This is a genomic window from Streptomyces sp. NPDC102406, from assembly GCF_044765725.1.
GTDB lineage: Bacteria > Actinomycetota > Actinomycetes > Streptomycetales > Streptomycetaceae > Streptomyces.
In genome coordinates, this window is record NZ_JBIWKP010000001.1 from 1,187,362 (window position 1) to 1,206,106 (window position 18,745).

Genomic DNA, 18,745 nt, shown 5'->3' on the forward strand with positions numbered 1-18,745 from the left:
CACTAGGATCCATACGTTGATCCGATACCAGACGCACTACGGGGCTCCCCGCCCCTACAGACCATAGGGAGGACTCGTGGGAGTCAGCCTCAGCAAGGGCGGCAACGTATCGCTGAGCAAGGAGGCCCCTGGCCTCACGGCGGTCGTCGTGGGCCTCGGTTGGGATGTCCGCACCACCACCGGTACGGACTTCGACCTCGACGCCAGCGCCATTCTCGTCAACGCGCAGGGCAAGGTCCGCAACGACCAGGACTTCGTGTTCTTCAACAACCTGAAGAGCGCGGACGGCTCGGTCGAGCACACCGGGGACAACACCACCGGTGAGGGCGAGGGCGACGACGAGCAGGTCAAGGTCGACCTCGCGGCGGTCCCGGCCGACGTCGACAAGATCGTGTTCCCGGTCTCGATCTACGACGCCGAGAACCGTCAGCAGTCCTTCGGCCAGGTGCGCAACGCGTTCATCCGCGTCGTGAACCAGACGGGCGGCGCCGAGATCGCCCGCTACGACCTCTCCGAGGACGCCTCGACGGAGACCGCCATGGTCTTCGGTGAGCTGTACCGGAACGGGGCGGAGTGGAAGTTCCGCGCCGTCGGCCAGGGCTACGCCTCGGGTCTGCGCGGCATCGCGCAGGACTTCGGCGTCAACGTCTGAGCCGAGACGTCGCACCACGAGCACCCGTCCGGCGCCGCACTCCTTCAGTGCGGCGCCGGACGCGCTCGACACAGCAACGCCTTACCTGCGGGGAGGATCACGATCATGGGCGTCACGCTCGCCAAGGGAGGCAATGTCTCCCTCTCCAAGGCCGCACCCAACCTCACACAGGTCCTCGTCGGACTCGGCTGGGACGCGCGTTCCACCACCGGTGCCGACTTCGACCTGGACGCCAGCGCGCTGCTGTGCAGCGGCGGCCGGGTCATGGGTGACGAGTGGTTCATCTTCTACAACCAGCTCAAGAGCCCCGACGGTTCGGTCGAGCACACCGGGGACAACCTGACGGGTGAGGGCGAGGGTGACGACGAGTCGCTTCTCGTCGACCTCTCCAAGGTGCCGGCCACCTGCGACAAGATCATCTTCCCGGTGTCGATCCATGACGCGGACAACAGAGGACAGACCTTCGGTCAGGTCAGCAACGCGTTCATCCGCGTGGTGAACCAGGCGGACGGCCAGGAGCTCGCCCGGTACGACCTCTCCGAGGACGCCTCGACCGAGACCGCGATGATCTTCGGAGAGCTGTACCGGTACGGCGGGGAGTGGAAGTTCCGTGCGGTCGGTCAGGGGTACGCGTCCGGACTGCGTGGCATCGCTCTAGACTTCGGAGTCAACGTTTCATAAAGCGTTGCTAAAGCCGTGCACGGAGCGGGGGAGCCCCGTACAACCAGCACGGGGAAACCCGTACACACGATGGGGTAGTCAGTGGTCCTGAAAACCTTCGGCTGGTCGTTCGCGATCACCGTGCTCGGATTGATCGCCGCGGTCTTCTACGACGGATGGACGGCGCTCGGTCTCGTCGCGATCCTCGCGATCATGGAGATCTCGCTCTCCTTCGACAACGCGGTGGTCAACGCCGGGATCCTGAAGAAGATGAATGCCTTCTGGCAGAAGATCTTCCTGACGGTCGGCGTGCTCATCGCGGTGTTCGGCATGCGCCTCGTCTTCCCGGTCGTGATCGTGGCGATCAGCGCCAAGATGGGGCCGGTCGAGGCCGTCGACCTCGCCTTCAACCAGCCGAACCGCTATCAGCAGCTCGTCACCGACGCGCACCCGTCCATCGCCGCGTTCGGTGGCATGTTCCTGTTGATGATCTTCCTGGACTTCATCTTCGAGGACCGGGACATCAAGTGGCTCGGCTGGCTGGAGCGTCCGCTCGCCAAGCTCGGCAAGGTCGACATGCTGTCGGTCTGCATCGCGCTGATCGTGCTCCTCGTCTGCGCCCTGACCCTGGCCACCCACGCGCACCAGCACGGCGGCGTGCACGCGGACAAGCAGTCCACCGTGCTCATCTCGGGCGTCGCGGGTCTCATCACGTATCTCGTGGTCGGCGGGCTCTCCAGCTTCTTCGAGAACCGTCTTGAGGAAGAGGAGGAGCGCGAGCAAGAGGCCGAGGAGAAGGCCGCCCGTGAGGGCAAGCCGAAGTCGGCCGTCGTGCTGGCCGGTCAGGCCGCGTTCTTCATGTTCCTCTACCTGGAGGTCCTGGACGCGTCGTTCTCCTTCGACGGCGTGATCGGCGCCTTCGCCATCACCAACGACATCGTCATCATGGCGCTCGGCCTCGGCATCGGCGCCATGTACGTCAGGTCGCTCACCGTCTACCTGGTCCGCCAGGGCACCCTCGACGACTACGTGTACCTGGAGCACGGCGCGCACTACGCGATCGGCGCCCTTGCCGTGATCCTGCTCGTCACCATCCGCTACGAGATCAACGAGATCATCACGGGCCTCATCGGTGTCGTCCTGATCGCCTGGTCGTTCTTCTCCTCCGTGCGCCGCAACAAGCGGATCGCGGCCGAGGGGGGCACCGCGGGAAGCACGGACAAGAGCGAGGTCTCCTCCGGAGTCTGAGCCGAACCCGGAGCCCGGTGTTTGATCCGGGGTCCATTCCTGGAACCCTCTGAACGGGGCGGTCGTACGAGGCAGAGCCTCCCGCGGCCGCCCCGTTCGGCGAAGACGGGCATGATCGGGCGGGGACGGGCAGTACGGGAACGGTATTTGGGGGCGGCATGTCCTTCTGGGACACACTGTGGCGCGGGCGCTCCGCGCAGTTCGAGTTCGATTCGGGCAGCGCGGCGACCAACGCCATCGAACTCACCAAGCGACATCCGGTCGTCTCGCTCTCCAAGCAGGGCGCGGCCACCGGCAATCTGCGGGTCAACCTGTCCTGGCGGATGCGGACCTCGGACATCGGCGGGTTCGAGAAGCACAGCCTGCTGCGGCATCCCTTCAGCATGTTCAAACCGGACGTCGTCCAGGCGCACACCGAGTCCATGGTCAACGTCGACCTGGACCTCGGCTGCCTGTACGAGCTGATGGACGGCGAGAAGGGCGTCGTACAGCCGCTCGGCGGTTTCTTCGGCGCGCTCAACGAGCCGCCGTACGTGAAGCTCAGCGGGGACGACCGGTTCGGCTCGGCGTCCGGGGAGACCATCTACGTCAATCTCGACCACCGCGAGGCCATCAAGCGGCTGCTGATCTTCGTCTACATCTACGACCAGACCCCGGCGTTCGACCGTACGCACGCGATCGTGACGCTGTACCCGAGCAACGGTCCGCGCATCGAGATCAGCCTGGACGAGCGCGCACCGCAGGCCCGCTCCTGCGCCGTCGTCTCCATCGAGAACGTCAAGGGCGACCTGGTGGTGCGGCGCGAGGTGAAGTTCGTGTACGGGTTCCAGGCCGAGCTGGACCGCCTGTACGGCTGGGGGCTCCAGTGGGGCCGGGGCTACAAGTCCAAGGTGAGCGGCCGGTAGCTCAGCGGATGAACTGCGGCCCCTGCGGCGGCAGCCGGAACGCCGGATCCGGGTACGCCGTCGCCGCCACCGGCTGCGGATAGCCGTACGCGGGCTGGGACGGCGGGGCGGGCTGCGTCGCGGGCTGCGCGGGATAGCCGTACGACGGCGGTTGCTGGGGCGGCAGCGGGAACGACGGGGCCGCGGGCGCCGGGGCCGGGGCGGGCGACGTCGGGGCGGGTTGCTCCGCCCCGGCCGATTCGTCGACCGAGATGCCGAAGTCCGTGGCGAGGCCGATCAGGCCGTTCGAATAGCCCTCGCCGACCGCGCGCAGCCGCCAGCCGTCGCCGCGCCGGTACAGCTCGCCGCAGATCAGCGCGGTCTCGGCGCCGGTCTCCGGCTTGATGTCGAACTGCGCGATCGGTTCGGCGCCGTCGGACGCGGCGTCGTGGACGAGCAGGCACAGCGCCTGCACGTGCTCGAACGCGACCTCGTCGGCGGAGGCCGTGAAGAGGACCCGGGTGATCTCCTGCGGCATGCCGCCCAGGTCCGCCTGGAGGGTGTCCGTCATGCCCTCGGCGACGCGCTTCTGGCCGAGCCGCCAGACCTTCCCCGAGGGGTGCCGGGGCTGGTTGTAGAAGACGAAGTCCTCGTCGGAGCGGACCTTGCCGTCGGCTCCGAGCAGCAGCGCGGAGGCGTCCACCGCGGGCACGCCCTGTCCCGGGGTCCAGCGGAGCACGGCGCGTACCGCCGTGGCGTCGAGCGGGACGTTCGCCCCCTTGAGCATCGCGTGCGTCATGCGGTCATCCTGCCTTCCCGCGGTGGGCCGGGACAACGCGGGGTACGGGGAGCCAGGGGGATCGTGCCCCGGGCACGAGGGACGGAACGCGCCTCCCGACATCCACGGGTTACCAGGATTTCATTGCCCGCGGGAACTTTTGACACAGGTTTGTACGTACTATTACCGGCCACATCATGCCGGACGGCCTCGCAGCACAGGGGAGATTTATGCGTCATTTCGGGCACATCGCCCCTGAGGTGCGGGAGCGCCTGTTCCATCAGGAGCCGCAGCCGTTCGGCTCGGACTCCGCGCCCCGCATGCTCGCCGCGGCGCTGGGGGCCACCCTCTACAGCCCCGCGACCCGGCCGTGCCTCGCGGACGACGTGCTCAAGCAGGCCCGCCGCGGAGTCGTCTCCATGGTGCTGTGCCTGGAGGACTCCATCCAGGACTCCGAGGTGAGCGACGCCGAGGACAACCTGGTCCGTCAGTTCGCCGACCTCTCCGCGCGCGGGGCCGAGGTGCCGCTGCTCTTCGTCCGCGTACGGGCCCCGGAGCAGATCACCGACCTCGTGCACCGCCTCGGACCCTCCGTCGAGCTGCTGTCCGGATTCGTCCTGCCCAAGTTCACGGAGGAGCGGGGAGTCCCGTTCCTGGAGGCGCTGACCGCCGCAGAGGCCGTCACCGGGCGTCGACTTTTCGCCATGCCCGTCCTGGAGTCGCCCGAGCTGCTGCACCTGGAGACCCGCGCCGACACCCTCGCCGGGATCTCCCGCACCGTCGACAAGTACCGCGACCGTGTCCTCGCGCTGCGGCTCGGCGTCACCGACTTCTGTTCCGCGTACGGGCTGCGCAGGCCGCCGGACATGACCGCGTACGACGTGCAGATCGTCGCCTCCGTCATAGGCGACGTGGTCAACCTGCTGGGCCGGGCCGACGGCACCGGTTTCACGGTGACCGGGCCCGTCTGGGAGTACTTCCGCCACCAGGAGCGGATGTTCAAGCCGCAGCTCCGCCGCAGCCCCTTCCTGGAGGAGGGCGCCGAACCGCTGCGGGAGGCGCTGATCCGGCACGACATGGACGGACTGCTGCGCGAGATCGAGCTGGACCGGGCCAACGGCCTGCTCGGCAAGACCTGCATCCACCCCTCGCACGTGCTGCCCGTGCACGCGCTGTCCGTCGTCAGCCACGAGGAGTACAGCGACGCCCGCGACATCCTGCGGCCCGAGCGGGGCGGCGGCGGGGTCCTCAGGTCCGCGTACACGAACAAGATGAACGAGGTGAAGCCGCACCGGGCCTGGGCCGAGCGGACGCTGCGGCGGGCGGAGGCGTTCGGTGTGGCCCGCGAGGACGTCGGCTTCGTGGAACTGCTGACGGCCGGGCTGCCCGCATGACCGGAACGACGAGAGACGAGAACAACGACGTGGTGTGGTCGGGTACATGGGTCGCCGAGCGGCTCGGGGTCGAACTGGCCGGGGACCGGGAGCTGACCGGGCTCCTGGGGCTCGCCCTGCGGCGCAACCCCAAGCGAGCGCACCTGCTGGTGTCGAACGTGCTGGGCAAGCACGTGCCGCAGCGCCCCTCGGTGGTCTGGGACACGGGACGCGAACTGGGCGTCCGCGTGCGGGAGTTGCTGGGTGAGGAGGCGGCGGCGCGGGCCGTCGTCCTGGGGTACGCCGAGACCGCGACGGGCCTCGGCCACTCGGTCGCCGACGGCCTCGCCCTCGCCCCGTACCTGCACTCCACGCGACGCCCCGTCGAGGGCGTGGCGGGAGCGGGCGGTTTCGAGGAGTCCCACTCGCACGCCACCTCCCATCTGCTGCTGCCCGAGGACCCCGCGCTGCTCGCGGGCGACGGCCCGTTGGTCCTGGTCGACGACGAGTTCTCCACGGGCAACACGGTTCTGAACACCATCCGCGCGCTGCACGCACTGCACGCCCGCGACCGCTACGTCATCGTCGCGCTCGTCGACATGCGCTCACCCGGCGACCAGGGCCGCCTCGACGCGTTCGCGCGGGAGGTGGGGGCCCGGATCGACCTCGTCGTCAGGGCGCGCGGCACCGTGCGGCTGCCGGACGGGGTCCTGGAGAAGGGGCAGGCGCTCGTCGCCGCGCACGAGGCGGCCGGCGTCCCCGCTGCCGGGCGTGAGCGTGGCGAGATCGTCCGGGTCGGCGACCTCGGCTGGCCGCGCGAGGTGCCGGACGGCGGACGGCACGGCTTCACCCCGGCGCACCGCGCCCGCCTCGAAGCGGCCCTGCCCGGCCTCGCCGAACGGCTCGCGCCGCACGTCAGCGGACGCGTACTCGTCCTGGGCAACGAGGAGTTGATGTACGCGCCGCTGCGCCTCGCCACCGCCCTGGAGGCGACCGGCGCCGACGTCGCGTACTCCACCACGACCCGCTCGCCCGTCCTCGCCGTCGACGACCCGGGCTACGCGATCCGCACCCGCCTCGTCTTCCCCGCGCACGACGCACCTGCCGACGGACCCGGTGAGCGGTACGCGTACAACGTGGCGGGCGGCGGCTTCGACACGGTCGTCGTCGTCCTCGACTCCGTCGGCGACAGCGCCGAACTCGCCGCCCCCGGCGGTCTGTTGGAGCGGGTCGCCGAGCACGCGGCGCGCGTGGTCGTGGTCGTGCTCCCGTCGTACGTCCCTCAGGAAAGGCCCTCCATGTCGTTGCCCGAGCCGCTGCGCGGCCCCGCCTTCTCCTCGTACGCGCCCGACGAGGTCGGCTGGCTGTTGCAGGACCTCTCGGACGTGACGCTGGAGGCGCCGACCGAGGAGCGCGAGGAGGCCATCCAGAGCGGGGGCGCGCACTACGCCGAGTCGCTGCCGGTCGAGTACCAACCGAGCGCGCAGTACCAGGAGTTGTTCCACGCCGCGCTCGACACCTCGGCCGACCGGATCGCGCGGGCGGTCGGCGTGGTCACCGAGACGGTCCTCGCCGAGCGCTCGCCGCGCCCGGTCCTGGTCTCCCTCGCGCGCGCGGGGACGCCGGTCGGCGTGCTGATGCGGCGCTGGGCCAAGTGGCGGCACGGCCTTGAGCTGCCGCACTACGCGGTCTCCATCGTGCGCGGCCGGGGCATCGACGCGAACACGCTGCGCTGGCTCGCCGCGCACCACGACCCGGCGGACGTCGTCTTCGTCGACGGGTGGACGGGCAAGGGCGCCATCACGCGTGAACTGGCCGCCGCGGTCGCGGAGTTCGACGGGTTCGACCCGGAGATCGCCGTGCTCGCCGACCCCGGGTCGTGCGTGCGCACGTACGGGACGCGCGAGGACTTCCTCATCCCCTCGGCCTGCCTCAACTCCACGGTCTCCGGGCTTGTCTCGCGCACCGTGCTGCGGTCCGACCTCGTCGGCCCCGATGACTTCCACGGCGCCAAGTTCTACTCCGAACTGGCCGGTTCGGATGTGTCGCGGCACTTCCTGGACGTGGTCGAAGGACGGTTCGAGGCGGCCGGGGACGCGGTCGACGCGGACGTCAAGGAACTGCTCGGGGCGGATCGTTCGCCGACGTGGGAGGGCTGGGCCGCCGTCGAGCGGATCAGCGAGGAGTACGGCATCCACGATGTGAACCTGGTCAAGCCAGGGGTCGGCGAGACGACGCGGGTGCTGCTGCGGCGCGTGCCGTGGAAGATCCTGGCGCGGGCCGGCGCGGGCACCGATCTCGACCATGTGCGTCTGCTCGCCGAACAGCGCGGGGTGCCGGTGGAGGAAGTGGCCGAACTCCCCTACACCTGCGTCGGGTTGATCCACCCGCGGTTCACCCGCGGAGCGACCGGTGGGGACGGCAGAGCGGTGGCGGCGCAGTGACACATCCCGGTGCCGTGACGGTCGTCGCCAGCGATCTCGACCGCACGCTCATCTACTCGGCCGGGGCCCTCGCCCTGACCATGCCCGACGCGCGGGCACCGCGCCTGCTGTGCGTCGAGGTGTACGAGGGCAGACCCCTGTCGTACGTCACCGAGGACGCGGCGGCGCTGCTCACGGAGGTGGCGACGCGGGCGGTGTTCGTACCGACGACCACGCGTACCCGGGAGCAGTACGGGCGGGTGCGCCTGCCCGGTCCCGCGCCGCGCTACGCGATCTGCGCCAACGGCGGGCACCTGCTGATCGACGGGGTGTCGGACCCGGAGTGGAGCGCCGCCGTCGCCACGCGGCTCGACGCGCAGTGCGCTCCGCTGCGCGAGGTGCGGGAGCGGATGGTCGCGACCGCCGATCCGGCGTGGCTGCTGAAGGAGCGGGTCGCCGAGGACCTGTTCGCGTACCTCGTGGTGGACCGGCAGTTGTTGCCGCCGGACTGGGTCAAGGAGCTCGGGGAGTGGGCGGACGGGGTCGGCTGGAGCGTGTCGCTCCAGGGCCGGAAGGTGTACGCCGTCCCGAAGCCGTTGACCAAGGGCGCGGCGGTCGAGGAGGTCGCCCGGCGGACCGGGGCCACGCTGACCCTGGGCGCCGGGGACTCCCTGCTGGACGCGGACCTGCTGAACGTCGTGGACCGGGGCTGGCGCCCCGGCCACGGTGAGCTGGCGGACGCGGGCTGGACCGCGCCCGGGGTGACGGTGCTCGCCGAGCGCGGGGTCACGGCGGGAGAGGCGGTGCTGAGGGGGTTCCTGGGCGCGCTGTGACGCCGCCCGCGCGACGGGACGACGGAGGCTAGCCGCAGCAGCCGCCCCCGCAGCAACCGCCGCCTCCTCCACCGCCCGCCGCGGGCGCCGGGGCCGAGGCGGTCGTCGCGCCGCCCGTCACCGCCACCGTCGACAGGAGTTTCACCGTGTCCGGGTGGCCCGCGGGGCAGGTCGCCGGGGACGCGGACTCCGCCATGGGGCGGCTGAGTTCGAACGTGTCGCCGCAGGTGCGGCAGCGGTATTCGTAGCGAGGCATGGGACAAGGTTACGGGGCGCATCTCCCGGACGCCCACGGCGACTTCGGCGGGCGGCGGCCGTGGGCCCGCCGGTCAGGCCCCGCCGCGCTCCTCGCGGATCTGTGCCACGACCCGGCCCACCGTCTGCCGCACGCCCTCCGTCTCGGTGAGGAAGTGCCAGTAGTCGGGGTGGCGGCCCTCCAGACCCGCGACGGCACGGTCCAGACGCGCCACCGAGTCGTCGAGAGGACGGGCGTGGCGCGGGTCGGGCGTGCTGCGGCCCGCCATCGCCAGGCGCTGGGCGTCCCGGATCGCGAACCGGGTGCGGTCGATCTCCTGCTGCGGGTCCTCGGCCACCGCGTTCAGCCGGTGCAGCCGGTCGGCGGCGGCGGAGACCGACTCGTCCGTCGCATTCAGCAGGGCGCGGACCGTGGAGAGCAGCGCCGTGGCGTCGGGCCAGCGCTGGGCGTCCCGCGCCGCGCGGGCCTCGGCGAGCTTGGTCTCGGCCTGCCGCACGTTCTCCGCGGCCAGTTCCGGTACGCCCTGGAGGTCCTGCCAGCACGGCGCGGTGAACCGGCGCCGCAGCTCGCTGAGGACCGGCTCGACCTGGCCCGCGCGGGTCGTCAGGGCCTGCGCGCGCGTGCGCAGCGAGACCAGGCGCCGGTCGATCTCGGCGGCCCGCTCGGGCAGGCGCTCGGCCTCCGCCCGCACCGACTCCGCGTCCCGCGCGACCCGCTCCGCGCGCTCCAGCGTCTCCGGTACGCCGTGCTGCCCCGCGCCCTGGTTGAGCTTGGTCAGCTCGGGGCCGAGGGCGGCGAGTCGGCCCGCGAGGTCGTCGGCCTTCAGCCCCGACCGCCGGACCGCGTCCAGGGCGGTCGTCGCCGCGAGGAGTGCCTGGCGGGCGCGCTCCACGGACGGGGCGAGGCGGGCGAGCTGCGTCTCGGCCTTGCCGAGCAGCGGGCCGAGCCCCCGCGCGAACCTGTCCAGGTCCTGCTTGGTGCGCGTCAGTTGGTCCTTGGCCTGCGTCAGATCGGCACGGGCGCGGGACGCGACGCTCGCCTCCAGGTCGTCACGGTCGAGGTCGTGGGCGTCGACGGCGGTGATGTACTGGCCGCTGACCTCGTCGATGCGCGCGCCGAGTTGCTCGAAGTCGCCGACGGCGCGGCGGGCCGCGGGGGAGTCGTCGACCGCGGTGATGGTCTCTATCGAGATGCGCAGGTCCCGCTGGGCGGTGTCCAGTTCGTAGAACGCGGCGGCGGCGGCGTCCTTGGCCGCCTGCGCCTCCGCGCGCTGGGACTCGGCACGGCCGCCGAACCACTTCCGCGTACCGCCGCCGGCGAAGGCGGTGCTCATCGCCGCCGCGAGCACGGGCAGGGGCAGCAGCGTGAGGGTCAGCAGATCGCGCACGGGACGGCCGCGACGACGGTGGGCGGCCGGGCGGGCGTCCGCCCGGCCGAGTCCGCGTACCGCGCGCGGCTCAGCCGTGGCTGGGCTCGCCCCTTCGGGGCCCTCGTTCGTCGCCGTCGTCACCAACCACTCCCGTGCTGCCCGTGCCGTCATCAGCCCTGACCGGTGTCCATTCTCCCACCGGTGAAGGACGAATACACGGGCCGGTCAGTTCGCCGTTCGCAGGGTGACTTTTCCGTCCTGGCTGCGGGCCGAGACGCGGTGCGTGCTGTGGGCGTCGCGGGGGACGGACACGTCGACGCCACCGTCGTCGGTGCGCGTGGTCACCCGGTACCGGGCGGTGTCCGGGAGCGTGAAGGTCAGGGAGCCGTCGTCGCTGGTCGCGTCGACGCGGTCGGGGACCGTGCGCAGGGTGATGTGCGCGCCGCCGTCCTTGGTGCGGACGGAGACCTGGCGCGCGTCCACACCGGACGCGTGCAGCGAACCGTCGTCGCCGCGCAGGCGCAGCGGCCCCGAGACGTCCTTCACGTGCACCGACCCGTCCCGCGTCGTGATGTCGAGCCCTTCGCGGAAACCGCTCGCCCGTACGCTGCCGTCGTCGCTGCGGACCACGACGGCGGTGCCGCGCGGCACCTCGACGCGGTGCCGGGCCGAGCAGTCGGCGACGAAGCCGCCGCAGTGCAGCCGCAACGTCAGCCGGTCCTCGTCGCCCTGCCACGTCCACGTCACCCTGGGGTCGGAGCCGATGACGGTGGAGCCCTGGAACCAGCGGGTGACCCGCACCCGGTCGCCGCTGCCCGGGACCAGTTCGAGGGCCGAGTCGTCCGAGTCGACGGTCAGCGTGGCACCGTGCAGGGCGAAGGAGCGGTGGTCGGGGTGGTCGTCGTCGGCGGCGTCGGCGCCGCACGCCGTGGCCGTGGCGGCGACAGCGGCCACGGCCGCCACGGCGGCCACCCCGCGAACGGCACGGGCGGTGCGGGTCTGGCGGACGGTCATGGTGAACTCCCCCTGCTACGAACGCTGTCGCGGCGCCGGACCGGCGGCCGGCACGCCCTGAACCTACGGCGGCGCGGCGGCGCCCGGGATGCGGCCGGCCACCGGATCGCAGGTGGGGTTAACCCCCGCCGCGGCCCGGGGCGCTTACGGGTTTGCGGTGCACGGGCACCGGCAAGGTAGGCTGTCGGCTCGTCCCGGTCGCGAGAGCCCGGGATCCCGGGTGCGTAGCTCAGGGGTAGAGCGCCTGCCTTACAAGCAGGATGTCGGCGGTTCGAAACCGTCCGCGCCCACGGTACTGAATAGCAGGTCAAGGGCCCTCCGGTGAGATCACCGGAGGGCCCTTCCTGTGATCGAAGTCCCCATGAAGTCCACAACGCCACGCGATCTTGCTCGCGTACCACTTGTTCGAGGGTCGATCGCGGCGAGACAGTACGTACGGTCGCTGTCCGACGAGGGCTGGTGTGTCTCCCTGCGCGTGCCGGATGCGCGCTCGTCGACATCCGGGGGTGCCGTGGCGGGGAGGCCTCGCCCCCAGGCCGTGGCCCCCGGGGGTAGACGCCCCACCCGGGGGTCCGGGGGCGGGGCGTCGGCTCTGACTGAATTAGAGCGGGGCGTCCCCCCCCCCGACGGACGCATACATCTTGAGGGGCGCGAGCCCCCACCTCGCGGTGTGGGCCGTCTATGCTCGGGCGTGTGTCATATGCGCGATGTATGCCGGTTGCCCCGAGCGCCTTAATTTCGGACGCGCATTCACTCGAACCTGCGTTGCATTCGCATGGGCCTTGCAGGCCTGGCCGAACAGTGATCAAAAAATGTACGGTTGACGCTACAGACAGTCGTTCTTGGGGCAGCCAGCATTGACCGGGTGCCACCCGCTCCGCCGTCTCCCCGAGTCCTCGCCGCCAGCGAGCCATCGGCGAACGCATCCGAGCCGTATGCATGCACGCGAACCTCACCCAGGAGGCCTCGCCGAGCGCGCTGGCCTTGACCGGCAGGCGATCAACCGCATCGGGCGGGGCCACCAGAGCCCCGTCCTTGACACCCTGATCTCCATCGCCGATGGGCTCGGCGTTCCACTCCGCGACCTCGTGTGAGTTGGGCGGCGGCGCTCCTTGCGCGTTACGCCGCCGCCCGCCCGCACCGGAAGGCGCGGGAGTCTGCGAGGCGACCCCGTGGTGGCGGGGCCGCCCCCTTCCGGCTCGGGTCCTGAGCCGAGGTACCGAACCGGGCGCAGTCGCTGTGAAGTGCGACTGCTACCCGCCGCCAGCAACGGGACAAGGGAGGAGGCGGCGGGAGTCTCAATCGGCCTGTGACTCGCCTGAGCGGCGCGGCCAGGTCGCACCGGGACGGATGCCCGCGCTGTTCGTGGTGCCCGCGTACACGTTCAAGTGGTCGCCGTCATGCCCCGTCGGCAGCGTGCAGCGCATGGTCGCGCCTGGCTTACGGATGAAGCAGACCCCCGGAATGGGCACGAACGCGGCTGCGGACTGGCGGATCACGACCCACCGCCTGCGAGCACGTCAAGCACGTGCAGGCGCCGGCCAAGCTCGGCGAGCGTCAGGTACGCGGCCAACGGGCTCGGACTGAGCCCCCTGGCCAGCTCCTCGTTTGCCGCGTGTATGGCCATGTCGCGGGCGTACCAGTCGCGGGTCCGAGGGGTGATGGCCTCCATCTGCGTCTGCACGATGGGCAGCAACACCCGGAACTCGGCACGGAGCGCAAGGTTCAGCTCGTCACGCGTCGCAGTCTCGGGCCGGTCGCGGATGGCGGAGAACGCTGCTTGCAGTAACGCAGCACGCCGGACCCGAGTCTCTGCCTGTGGCGTCTGCGTATTCACGGTGTGCTCCCTGCCGTCGGCGCTGATCAGGTACTGAGACCAGAGTGACGACCGGCAGGGGCCACAACTGTCCCTCTTCAGGGACAGTCGGGGACAATCACAGCCCGACCCACGCAGCCATGTGGCTGAGCGTCTCCGGAGTGCGGCGCTGGTGATGCACAAGGCCTTGGATCGTCTCGCGTGCGGCCGGGTGGTAACGCGTCTGCTGCGGTGCGATCTCGCGGGCCTTGACCAGCGACTTCAAGGCGGCCTCCGAGCGGCCGGTCTCCATCTCGGACCGCGCTCGGTCGATGAAGAAGTGCGCGCGACGTGACGCCGCCCAGGACTTGGGCAGCTTCACCTTGCGCGCCTTCTCCACCGCTTGCCCCCACTCGCGTAGTTCGCCGAGCGCGGATACCTGGTGCGCGGCCACGTTCGCCGGTCCGAAGGACAGCCAGTGCACCTCGGATGCGTCTCCGGTCCGGCGCGCGATGTCCCGGGCCTCGGACAGGTGTGTCTCCACGGTGGTCTTGTCGTGCGCCCTGGCCGCGATGACCGTGGCACCCAGGTGCAACTGTCCAGCGACGGCCAACGCTTCGCGGTCGCGGTCTGCCTGGCCGAGCACTCTATGACCGGCTGCGACGAGACGCAGGCCGATCGTGTGCTCGCCCTCGCGGAAGTAGACCAGGCCTCTCATGTACTGGCGGACTGCGGCCAGGAGCGGGTCCGAGGCGCGCTGTGCGGCCCAGTCCATGCGGTCCAGGGCGATGGTCGACAGGTCGACGAAGCCGAGCTTCACGGCCACGTCGTGGGCGGTGCGGTAGGCACTGGCCAGGGCTCGCCATCCCTCGGTGGTCGGGTTGACGTAGGCGGTCGATGTCAGCTCTGTAATCAGTCGTGGAAGTGCGCGGGCGGCCGTGTTGAGCTGGGTCTCCCGCACACGCTGACACAACTGGTCCGCAGCATCGATCAGTTCCTCCGGTCGCCGCGAGATGACGGCGGGATCCGCACCGAGGTCATAGAGATCAAGGGACTCGCGGATCGGGCGGATCAACTCGGCGAGTCGATCCTCCTGCAACTCGGTCATGTACGGCTGTCCTGTCAGGGCCGTGACGTCGATGTGCAGGGCTTTGGCGCACGCCGCGATGAACTCCTGCGAGGGACTCTTGTGGCCGCTCTCGACCTTGTGGAGATGGCTGTACGAGTACGGAATGATCAGGGCAAAGCCTGCTTGCGTGTACCCGGCGAGCTTGCGGTGGTGTGCGATACGGGTGCCGGCGTGGTCGTCTCTGGGCATACTGGAACTCCGTTCCTGGCTCACCACTTGGAACGGTACCCGCGCTCCGTGGCGCTGGACCGGCGATCGCCCTCGTTCCTCCTGGATGGGGGGCGGTTGCGTGTGATCAACCGTCCGGGGTGGGATGAGGTCATGTCCTCACGCACCCTGTATCTGTTCGGGTCGGCCGCTCCGCCGGTCTTCGACATCGCCAAGGTCATCGAGTCGGCGCAGGCCGAGGGGTGGGACGTCTGCCTCGGGTTGACGCCGACCGCGGCGCGTTGGCTCGACGAGAGCCTCGACGGGCTCGCGGCGTTGACCGGGCATCCAGTGCGGAGCGAGTACAAGCTGCCGGGTGAGGCGGACGCCTGGCCGAAGGCGGACGTCATCATGTTCGCGCCGGTCACCTTCAACTCGCTCAACTCGTGGGCGGTAGGGCTCACCGCAAATTTCGTCGTGGGTGTCGTGGCCGAGGGGATCGGCAAGGGCATCCCCACTGTGGCGATGCCGTGCGTGAACGCGGCCTACGCGCAGCACCGGGCGTTGGGCCGGAGCATCACCGAACTGCGCGAGCAGGGAGTCACGGTGCTGTATGGGGAGGGTGGGTTCACCCCGAATCCGGCCGGATCTGGGAAGCCGAAGGCCTACCCGTGGGATGCAGCGCTGGCCGCCGCGCGGGAGCTGGCCGAGCGGGCATGACGAAACGGCCCCCACTGCCCTCGCAGGCGCTGGAGGCCACGTTCATACGTACTGGCGTCTGGTCGGGTTCAGGGCCGCCGCGAGCGGGTGCGTATCGTCCGACGGATCCGGCTGCTCAGGCGGCGGCGCGCCCGCACGGCGGCGCACCGGAGCGTCAGGGGCACCCTCCGGGGCCTGCCATGAGTAGCCGTCCGGGCACCGAGTCGCTCCGTCGGCCCCGTCAGCCCCGTCCCGGCCGTCCACGCCGTCCTGCCCGTCCGTTCCCGCAGGATGCTGCGGTGAAGAAGGACCCGCACCGAGGGGTAGCGGGCTTCGTCCACGGTCCGCAGATGCAGACGCCATCCGGCGTGATGTTCCGCGTCCCTGGAAGAAGGCGACCGAGCAGGCCGGTGTGGCGCGCAGGGTGACCGATCCCGAGACGGGGCGCACTGAGTGGTGGCCGCGGCTGTACGAGTACCGGCACGACGTCGCGAGCCGCCTGCGTCATGCGGGTGTGGCGGAGGTGGACACGCAGGCGTTCCTCGGTCAGACGCGCGGAGGGAAGGTCACCTGGATCTACACCCACGAGAGCGAGTATGCGCAGGAGGGTGTGCGTACGGCTCTGACGAGGGAGGGCGGCGAGGGAAGTGGACTCCGGGCCGTTGCGTGATCGAAGCGGGGCGGAATCCACATGGAGTCCCCATGTCCCCCTCGGCGGGTCTCGGCGAGGTTCGAAATAAGTACCTCGCAGGTCCCCAGGTCCTCAGGCGATCGCCTGGGGGCCTTCGTCGTTCTTGTGGACGTGCTTGAGGCGGGCCCGTGCGCGTACGGCGTCGGGGCCCGACAGCTTCGACCAGTAGCGGTGGCACGTCACGAAGACGGCCAGCTCCAGCTCGCGCCTGCGGAGTTTCTCGACCTCCGCCTGTTCGTCCTCCGTCCAGCCGGGGGAGGCGGGGCGTTCCAGTTTGCGCCAGCCCTGGGTGTCGTCGATCGCGTCGAGGGGCGCGACCGACCAGGGGAGCCGCTTGAGCAGGGCCAGGAGTTCGGCCCGGATCTGGTGCAGCTCCTCTTGGCCGGCGCGGAGGTCGCTAGGAAAATCGAGTCGGAATCATCGGTCGCTGCCACCCCTCAATGGTACGTCTGTTCGAATTCAAGGTGCGAGCGACTCGGGGTAGTTCACGCGAACGTGTGATCGAGCCGTTGGGCGGCGGTGGGGGGCGGGGCGGCGGCAGACTGTACGTATGTGCCGCAGCATCAAGACCCTTCGCCCGCCCGTCCTCCCGGAAGAAGCCACCGAGGAGGAGATCAGGGCCGCAGCCCTCCAGTACGTACGGAAGGTGTCCGGGTTCCGGGCGCCGGCCGCGCACAACCAGGAGGTGTTCGAGCGGGCCGTGGACGAGATCGCCCGCGCCACCGCCGCCCTCCTCGACGGCATCGAGGTGCGGGGCGGGACCGCCCGGGCTCAGGCTTCCTGAGACTCGGGGGCCGGGCGGCGCATCACGTACACCGCCACCAGGCCCGCGCCGACCAGGGCGAGGAGCGAGACGATGGTGGAGAGCCAGCTCGCGCCGAGCCACTGCGCCCCGAAGTAGCCGAGCGCCACGCTGTAGAGCGCCCAGGCCACGCCCGCCAGGGCGGACCAGGGCAGGAACTCGCGGACCCTGCGGTGCGCCGTACCGGCCGCGAAGGAGACGACCGAGCGGCCCGCGGGTGCGAACCTGGCGATGATCACGAGCAGGCCGCCGCTGGAGCGGGCCAGCGCTCCGCCGAGACGTTCCTGCGCGGTCGTCAGGCGCCGGGAGCGGGCGATGGCGCGGTCCAGGCGGGCGCCGCCGCGCCAGGCGAGGCGGTATGCGACGAGGTCACCGAGGACGGAGGCGGTCGCGGCGCTGAGCGTCAGGGCGAGGAGGTCGGGAACGCCGTGCGGGACCGCGCCCGTGGCCGCGCCCGAACCGGCCGCGGCGGCGGTGGCCGCGGTGATCACCAGGACCCCGCTGGGCAGGACCGGCACGAAGACGTCGAAGAGCACGGAGAGCGCCACGATCACGTAGATCCATGGGCTTCCGGTCAGTGACCCCACGCTCTCCCACACTGCTGGCCAACTCCCGTACGGATGTTCCCCCGGACCGTTCCTCCAGGCGGGAGCGGCTGTATGACAGCTCTACAGCGTACGCCCGGAGTGTGGCTCGTAGGACGCAAGGGGCACAGATGTTCCCCATGTCACGTTCACCCGAGTGCACCGTTCCGGGCTGCGCCGGGCGGCCTTGTCGCGTACGAACGACCCAGTACCGAGGAGACCGGAGGACTGGCGATGGTGGCAGGAATGGTGACCGGCGCTCTCGCGGCGGCCGTGCTGGCGGCAGGGGGCGGTGGGCCCGGCGGCGGTGTGAACGGCTACTGGGTGAAGGCCGACGCGACCTTCTCGCCCCCCACGGCGTTCCTGCCGTCGCCCGCGGTGACGTACGACATGAAGCTGGTGCCCGCGGCGGCGTCGATCACGGTGTCCCAGCGCGGCGACGCGAACGGCATGACCGTGGGGCTGAGCGTCCGGGGTCTCGTCGCCGGGCACGCCTACGGCGCGCATGTGCACCAGAAGGCGTGCGGCGCCGACCCCGCGGCGGCGGGCGGGCACTACCAGCACGTGGTGGACCCGAAACTGGCGAACGCCCAGAACGAGGTGTGGCTCGATTTCACCACCGACACGGCCGGGGCGGCGAGTGTCAAGGTGCGCAAGGCGTGGGGCCTGCGGGCCGGCGAGGCGGAGTCGGTCGTGATCCATGACGCGCCGGGCGGGGCGGGGGCGCGCGTGGCCTGCTTCACGGTGCCGTTCGAGTCGCTGCCCTGAGCGCCTGTCCCGACGTGAACGGGCGCCCGTCCTCCGGTGGGAGGGCGGGCGCCCATGTGCGGTCAGGCCGCGGCCGTGGCGTGCTCCGGTCGCGTCTGTCCTGCCTGCTCGCCGCGCCCGGCGAACAGCCGGTCGAGGCCGAACGCGCCCGAGCCGGTGAAGACGAGCAGCAGCATCGCCCAGCAGAACATCGCGGCACCCTCGCCGCCGTTCTGGAGCGGCCACAGGGCCTCGGGCTGGTGGACCTTGAAGTACGCGTAGGCCATCGACCCGGACGAGACGAGCGCCGCGGCGCGGGTGCCGAGGCCGAGCAGGACCAGGCCGCCGCCGACGAGCTGGATGACGGCCGCGTACCAGCCGGGCCAGGTGCCGGCCTCGACGGAGCTGCCGCCGAGGACGCCGAAGAGCGAGGCGGCGCCGTGGCAGGCGAAGAGCAGGCCGACGACTATGCGGAACAAGCCGATGGCGTGGGGCTGGGCGCTGTTGAGACGTCCAGTCATGGTGGGGGTCTCCTTGGTCGGTCGGGGACGTAACCGATGTGCCGATGGAGGGGCACCGGCGCTGCCGCCGTCGCCCCTCCATCGGCTTGGGAGGTCCACAGGTTAGGTGCACCTAATCAGTGCTTGCAAGTTCAACATTC

20 protein-coding genes and 1 tRNA gene are annotated in these 18,745 nt (G+C 70.8%); 12 read left to right on the forward strand and 9 right to left on the reverse strand.

All coding sequences use genetic code 11. From position 1 onward, the window contains the following. Positions 1 to 76: 76 nt before the first annotated feature. The 4 genes from ACIRF8_RS05430 to ACIRF8_RS05445 all read left to right on the forward strand — a co-directional run bounded on the left by ACIRF8_RS05430 (position 77) and on the right by ACIRF8_RS05445 (position 3,465). Positions 77 to 652, forward strand: a complete 576-nt coding sequence (locus ACIRF8_RS05430) for a TerD family protein (protein WP_404211073.1) — start codon at positions 77 to 79, stop codon at positions 650 to 652. Between the two features lie 105 nt (positions 653 to 757). Then, positions 758 to 1,333 carry a TerD family protein gene (locus tag ACIRF8_RS05435; protein WP_404211075.1) on the forward strand — a complete coding sequence of 192 codons (576 nt, stop codon included), beginning with the start codon at positions 758 to 760 and terminating at the stop codon, positions 1,331 to 1,333. Between the two features lie 81 nt (positions 1,334 to 1,414). Further along, the gene (locus ACIRF8_RS05440) at positions 1,415 to 2,560 is read left to right on the forward strand and encodes a DUF475 domain-containing protein (RefSeq protein ID WP_404211077.1); all 1,146 of its coding nucleotides are present in this window, start codon (positions 1,415 to 1,417) and stop codon (positions 2,558 to 2,560) included. A gap of 158 nt (positions 2,561 to 2,718) precedes the next feature. Then, positions 2,719 to 3,465 (forward strand): Tellurium resistance, encoded by a 747-nt coding sequence (locus tag ACIRF8_RS05445; RefSeq protein WP_404211079.1) that lies wholly within the window; start codon positions 2,719 to 2,721, stop codon positions 3,463 to 3,465. Between the two features lies 1 nt (position 3,466). On the opposite strand, the gene ACIRF8_RS05450 is transcribed toward ACIRF8_RS05445, so the two are convergent. Then, positions 3,467 to 4,243: a TerD family protein gene (locus ACIRF8_RS05450; RefSeq protein ID WP_404211081.1), complete on the reverse strand. Its 777-nt coding sequence runs from the start codon at positions 4,241 to 4,243 to the stop codon at positions 3,467 to 3,469. 209 nt (positions 4,244 to 4,452) lie between these two features. Between ACIRF8_RS05450 and ACIRF8_RS05455 the strand changes: the two genes are divergently transcribed. The 3 genes from ACIRF8_RS05455 to ACIRF8_RS05465 all read left to right on the forward strand — a co-directional run bounded on the left by ACIRF8_RS05455 (position 4,453) and on the right by ACIRF8_RS05465 (position 8,851). Next, positions 4,453 to 5,616, forward strand: a complete 1,164-nt coding sequence (locus ACIRF8_RS05455) for an HpcH/HpaI aldolase/citrate lyase family protein (protein ID WP_404211083.1) — start codon at positions 4,453 to 4,455, stop codon at positions 5,614 to 5,616. After that, positions 5,613 to 8,039: a phosphoribosyltransferase gene (locus ACIRF8_RS05460; RefSeq protein ID WP_404211085.1), complete on the forward strand. Its 2,427-nt coding sequence runs from the start codon at positions 5,613 to 5,615 to the stop codon at positions 8,037 to 8,039. The genes ACIRF8_RS05455 and ACIRF8_RS05460 overlap by 4 nt, the downstream gene beginning before the upstream one ends. 80 nt (positions 8,040 to 8,119) lie before the next feature. Further along, positions 8,120 to 8,851 (forward strand): HAD family hydrolase, encoded by a 732-nt coding sequence (locus tag ACIRF8_RS05465; protein ID WP_404212291.1) that lies wholly within the window; start codon positions 8,120 to 8,122, stop codon positions 8,849 to 8,851. Positions 8,852 to 8,879: 28 nt separating this feature from the next. Here the strand turns inward: ACIRF8_RS05465 and ACIRF8_RS05470 are convergent, their stop codons facing one another. From ACIRF8_RS05470 to ACIRF8_RS05480, 3 genes are all read right to left on the reverse strand, one after another. Next, entirely contained in the window at positions 8,880 to 9,107 is a 228-nt protein-coding gene (locus ACIRF8_RS05470) for a zinc ribbon domain-containing protein (RefSeq protein WP_404211087.1), read from the reverse strand. Positions 9,108 to 9,180: 73 nt separating this feature from the next. Further along, positions 9,181 to 10,647 carry a hypothetical protein gene (locus ACIRF8_RS05475; RefSeq protein ID WP_404211089.1) on the reverse strand — a complete coding sequence of 489 codons (1,467 nt, stop codon included), beginning with the start codon at positions 10,645 to 10,647 and terminating at the stop codon, positions 9,181 to 9,183. A 54-nt stretch (positions 10,648 to 10,701) separates the two neighbouring features. Beyond that, positions 10,702 to 11,490 carry a DUF4097 family beta strand repeat-containing protein gene (locus ACIRF8_RS05480; RefSeq protein WP_404211091.1) on the reverse strand — a complete coding sequence of 263 codons (789 nt, stop codon included), beginning with the start codon at positions 11,488 to 11,490 and terminating at the stop codon, positions 10,702 to 10,704. 218 nt (positions 11,491 to 11,708) lie between these two features. On the opposite strand from ACIRF8_RS05480, the gene ACIRF8_RS05485 reads away from it, so the two are divergent. Continuing rightward, positions 11,709 to 11,780 (forward strand) — tRNA-Val (locus ACIRF8_RS05485). Positions 11,781 to 12,425: 645 nt separating this feature from the next. Further along, the gene (locus ACIRF8_RS05490; RefSeq protein WP_404211093.1) at positions 12,426 to 12,584 is read left to right on the forward strand and encodes a helix-turn-helix transcriptional regulator; all 159 of its coding nucleotides are present in this window, start codon (positions 12,426 to 12,428) and stop codon (positions 12,582 to 12,584) included. A gap of 401 nt (positions 12,585 to 12,985) precedes the next feature. On the opposite strand, the gene ACIRF8_RS05495 is transcribed toward ACIRF8_RS05490, so the two are convergent. Together ACIRF8_RS05495 and ACIRF8_RS05500 are read right to left on the reverse strand one after the other, a co-directional pair. After that, positions 12,986 to 13,327 carry a hypothetical protein gene (locus tag ACIRF8_RS05495; protein WP_404211095.1) on the reverse strand — a complete coding sequence of 114 codons (342 nt, stop codon included), beginning with the start codon at positions 13,325 to 13,327 and terminating at the stop codon, positions 12,986 to 12,988. A gap of 97 nt (positions 13,328 to 13,424) precedes the next feature. After that, positions 13,425 to 14,603: a helix-turn-helix domain-containing protein gene (locus tag ACIRF8_RS05500; RefSeq protein WP_404211096.1), complete on the reverse strand. Its 1,179-nt coding sequence runs from the start codon at positions 14,601 to 14,603 to the stop codon at positions 13,425 to 13,427. Between the two features lie 132 nt (positions 14,604 to 14,735). On the opposite strand from ACIRF8_RS05500, the gene ACIRF8_RS05505 reads away from it, so the two are divergent. Continuing rightward, positions 14,736 to 15,281, forward strand: a complete 546-nt coding sequence (locus ACIRF8_RS05505) for a flavoprotein (protein WP_404211098.1) — start codon at positions 14,736 to 14,738, stop codon at positions 15,279 to 15,281. A gap of 742 nt (positions 15,282 to 16,023) precedes the next feature. Here the strand turns inward: ACIRF8_RS05505 and ACIRF8_RS05510 are convergent. Continuing rightward, positions 16,024 to 16,323 carry a hypothetical protein gene (locus ACIRF8_RS05510; protein ID WP_404212293.1) on the reverse strand — a complete coding sequence of 100 codons (300 nt, stop codon included), beginning with the start codon at positions 16,321 to 16,323 and terminating at the stop codon, positions 16,024 to 16,026. A 178-nt stretch (positions 16,324 to 16,501) separates the two neighbouring features. On the opposite strand from ACIRF8_RS05510, the gene ACIRF8_RS05515 reads away from it, so the two are divergent. Continuing rightward, the gene (locus ACIRF8_RS05515; protein WP_404211100.1) at positions 16,502 to 16,735 is read left to right on the forward strand and encodes a DUF2277 domain-containing protein; all 234 of its coding nucleotides are present in this window, start codon (positions 16,502 to 16,504) and stop codon (positions 16,733 to 16,735) included. Here the strand turns inward: ACIRF8_RS05515 and ACIRF8_RS05520 are convergent. Further along, a complete protein-coding gene (locus tag ACIRF8_RS05520; protein ID WP_404211102.1) occupies positions 16,723 to 17,352 on the reverse strand; it encodes a DedA family protein in 630 nt (209 codons plus the stop codon). The genes ACIRF8_RS05515 and ACIRF8_RS05520 overlap by 13 nt on opposite strands. A 219-nt stretch (positions 17,353 to 17,571) precedes the next feature. Between ACIRF8_RS05520 and ACIRF8_RS05525 the strand changes: the two genes are divergently transcribed. After that, entirely contained in the window at positions 17,572 to 18,105 is a 534-nt protein-coding gene (locus ACIRF8_RS05525) for a superoxide dismutase family protein (protein ID WP_404211104.1), read from the forward strand. Between the two features lie 62 nt (positions 18,106 to 18,167). Here ACIRF8_RS05525 and ACIRF8_RS05530 read toward each other — a convergent pair whose 3' ends face one another. Beyond that, positions 18,168 to 18,605: a DoxX family protein gene (locus ACIRF8_RS05530; RefSeq protein WP_404211106.1), complete on the reverse strand. Its 438-nt coding sequence runs from the start codon at positions 18,603 to 18,605 to the stop codon at positions 18,168 to 18,170. Positions 18,606 to 18,745: the final 140 nt, after the last annotated feature.

What these genes read in the sequence shown, in the direction of transcription:
- ACIRF8_RS05490 (WP_404211093.1), top strand. Translation starts at nt 12,426, where the DNA reads ATGCATGCACGCGAACCTCACCCAGGAGGCCTCGCCGAGCGCGCTGGC.
- ACIRF8_RS05505 (WP_404211098.1), top strand. Translation starts at nt 14,736, where the DNA reads ATGTCCTCACGCACCCTGTATCTGTTCGGGTCGGCCGCTCCGCCGGTC.
- ACIRF8_RS05470 (WP_404211087.1), bottom strand. Translation starts at nt 9,107, where the DNA reads ATGCCTCGCTACGAATACCGCTGCCGCACCTGCGGCGACACGTTCGAA.
- ACIRF8_RS05475 (WP_404211089.1), bottom strand. Translation starts at nt 10,647, where the DNA reads ATGACGGCACGGGCAGCACGGGAGTGGTTGGTGACGACGGCGACGAAC.
- ACIRF8_RS05500 (WP_404211096.1), bottom strand. Translation starts at nt 14,603, where the DNA reads ATGCCCAGAGACGACCACGCCGGCACCCGTATCGCACACCACCGCAAG.
- ACIRF8_RS05465 (WP_404212291.1), top strand. Translation starts at nt 8,120, where the DNA reads ATGCCCGACGCGCGGGCACCGCGCCTGCTGTGCGTCGAGGTGTACGAG.
- ACIRF8_RS05445 (WP_404211079.1), top strand. Translation starts at nt 2,719, where the DNA reads ATGTCCTTCTGGGACACACTGTGGCGCGGGCGCTCCGCGCAGTTCGAG.
- ACIRF8_RS05480 (WP_404211091.1), bottom strand. Translation starts at nt 11,490, where the DNA reads ATGACCGTCCGCCAGACCCGCACCGCCCGTGCCGTTCGCGGGGTGGCC.
- ACIRF8_RS05435 (WP_404211075.1), top strand. Translation starts at nt 758, where the DNA reads ATGGGCGTCACGCTCGCCAAGGGAGGCAATGTCTCCCTCTCCAAGGCC.
- ACIRF8_RS05455 (WP_404211083.1), top strand. Translation starts at nt 4,453, where the DNA reads ATGCGTCATTTCGGGCACATCGCCCCTGAGGTGCGGGAGCGCCTGTTC.
- ACIRF8_RS05450 (WP_404211081.1), bottom strand. Translation starts at nt 4,243, where the DNA reads ATGACGCACGCGATGCTCAAGGGGGCGAACGTCCCGCTCGACGCCACG.
- ACIRF8_RS05515 (WP_404211100.1), top strand. Translation starts at nt 16,502, where the DNA reads ATGTGCCGCAGCATCAAGACCCTTCGCCCGCCCGTCCTCCCGGAAGAA.
- ACIRF8_RS05525 (WP_404211104.1), top strand. Translation starts at nt 17,572, where the DNA reads ATGGTGGCAGGAATGGTGACCGGCGCTCTCGCGGCGGCCGTGCTGGCG.
- ACIRF8_RS05460 (WP_404211085.1), top strand. Translation starts at nt 5,613, where the DNA reads ATGACCGGAACGACGAGAGACGAGAACAACGACGTGGTGTGGTCGGGT.
- ACIRF8_RS05530 (WP_404211106.1), bottom strand. Translation starts at nt 18,605, where the DNA reads ATGACTGGACGTCTCAACAGCGCCCAGCCCCACGCCATCGGCTTGTTC.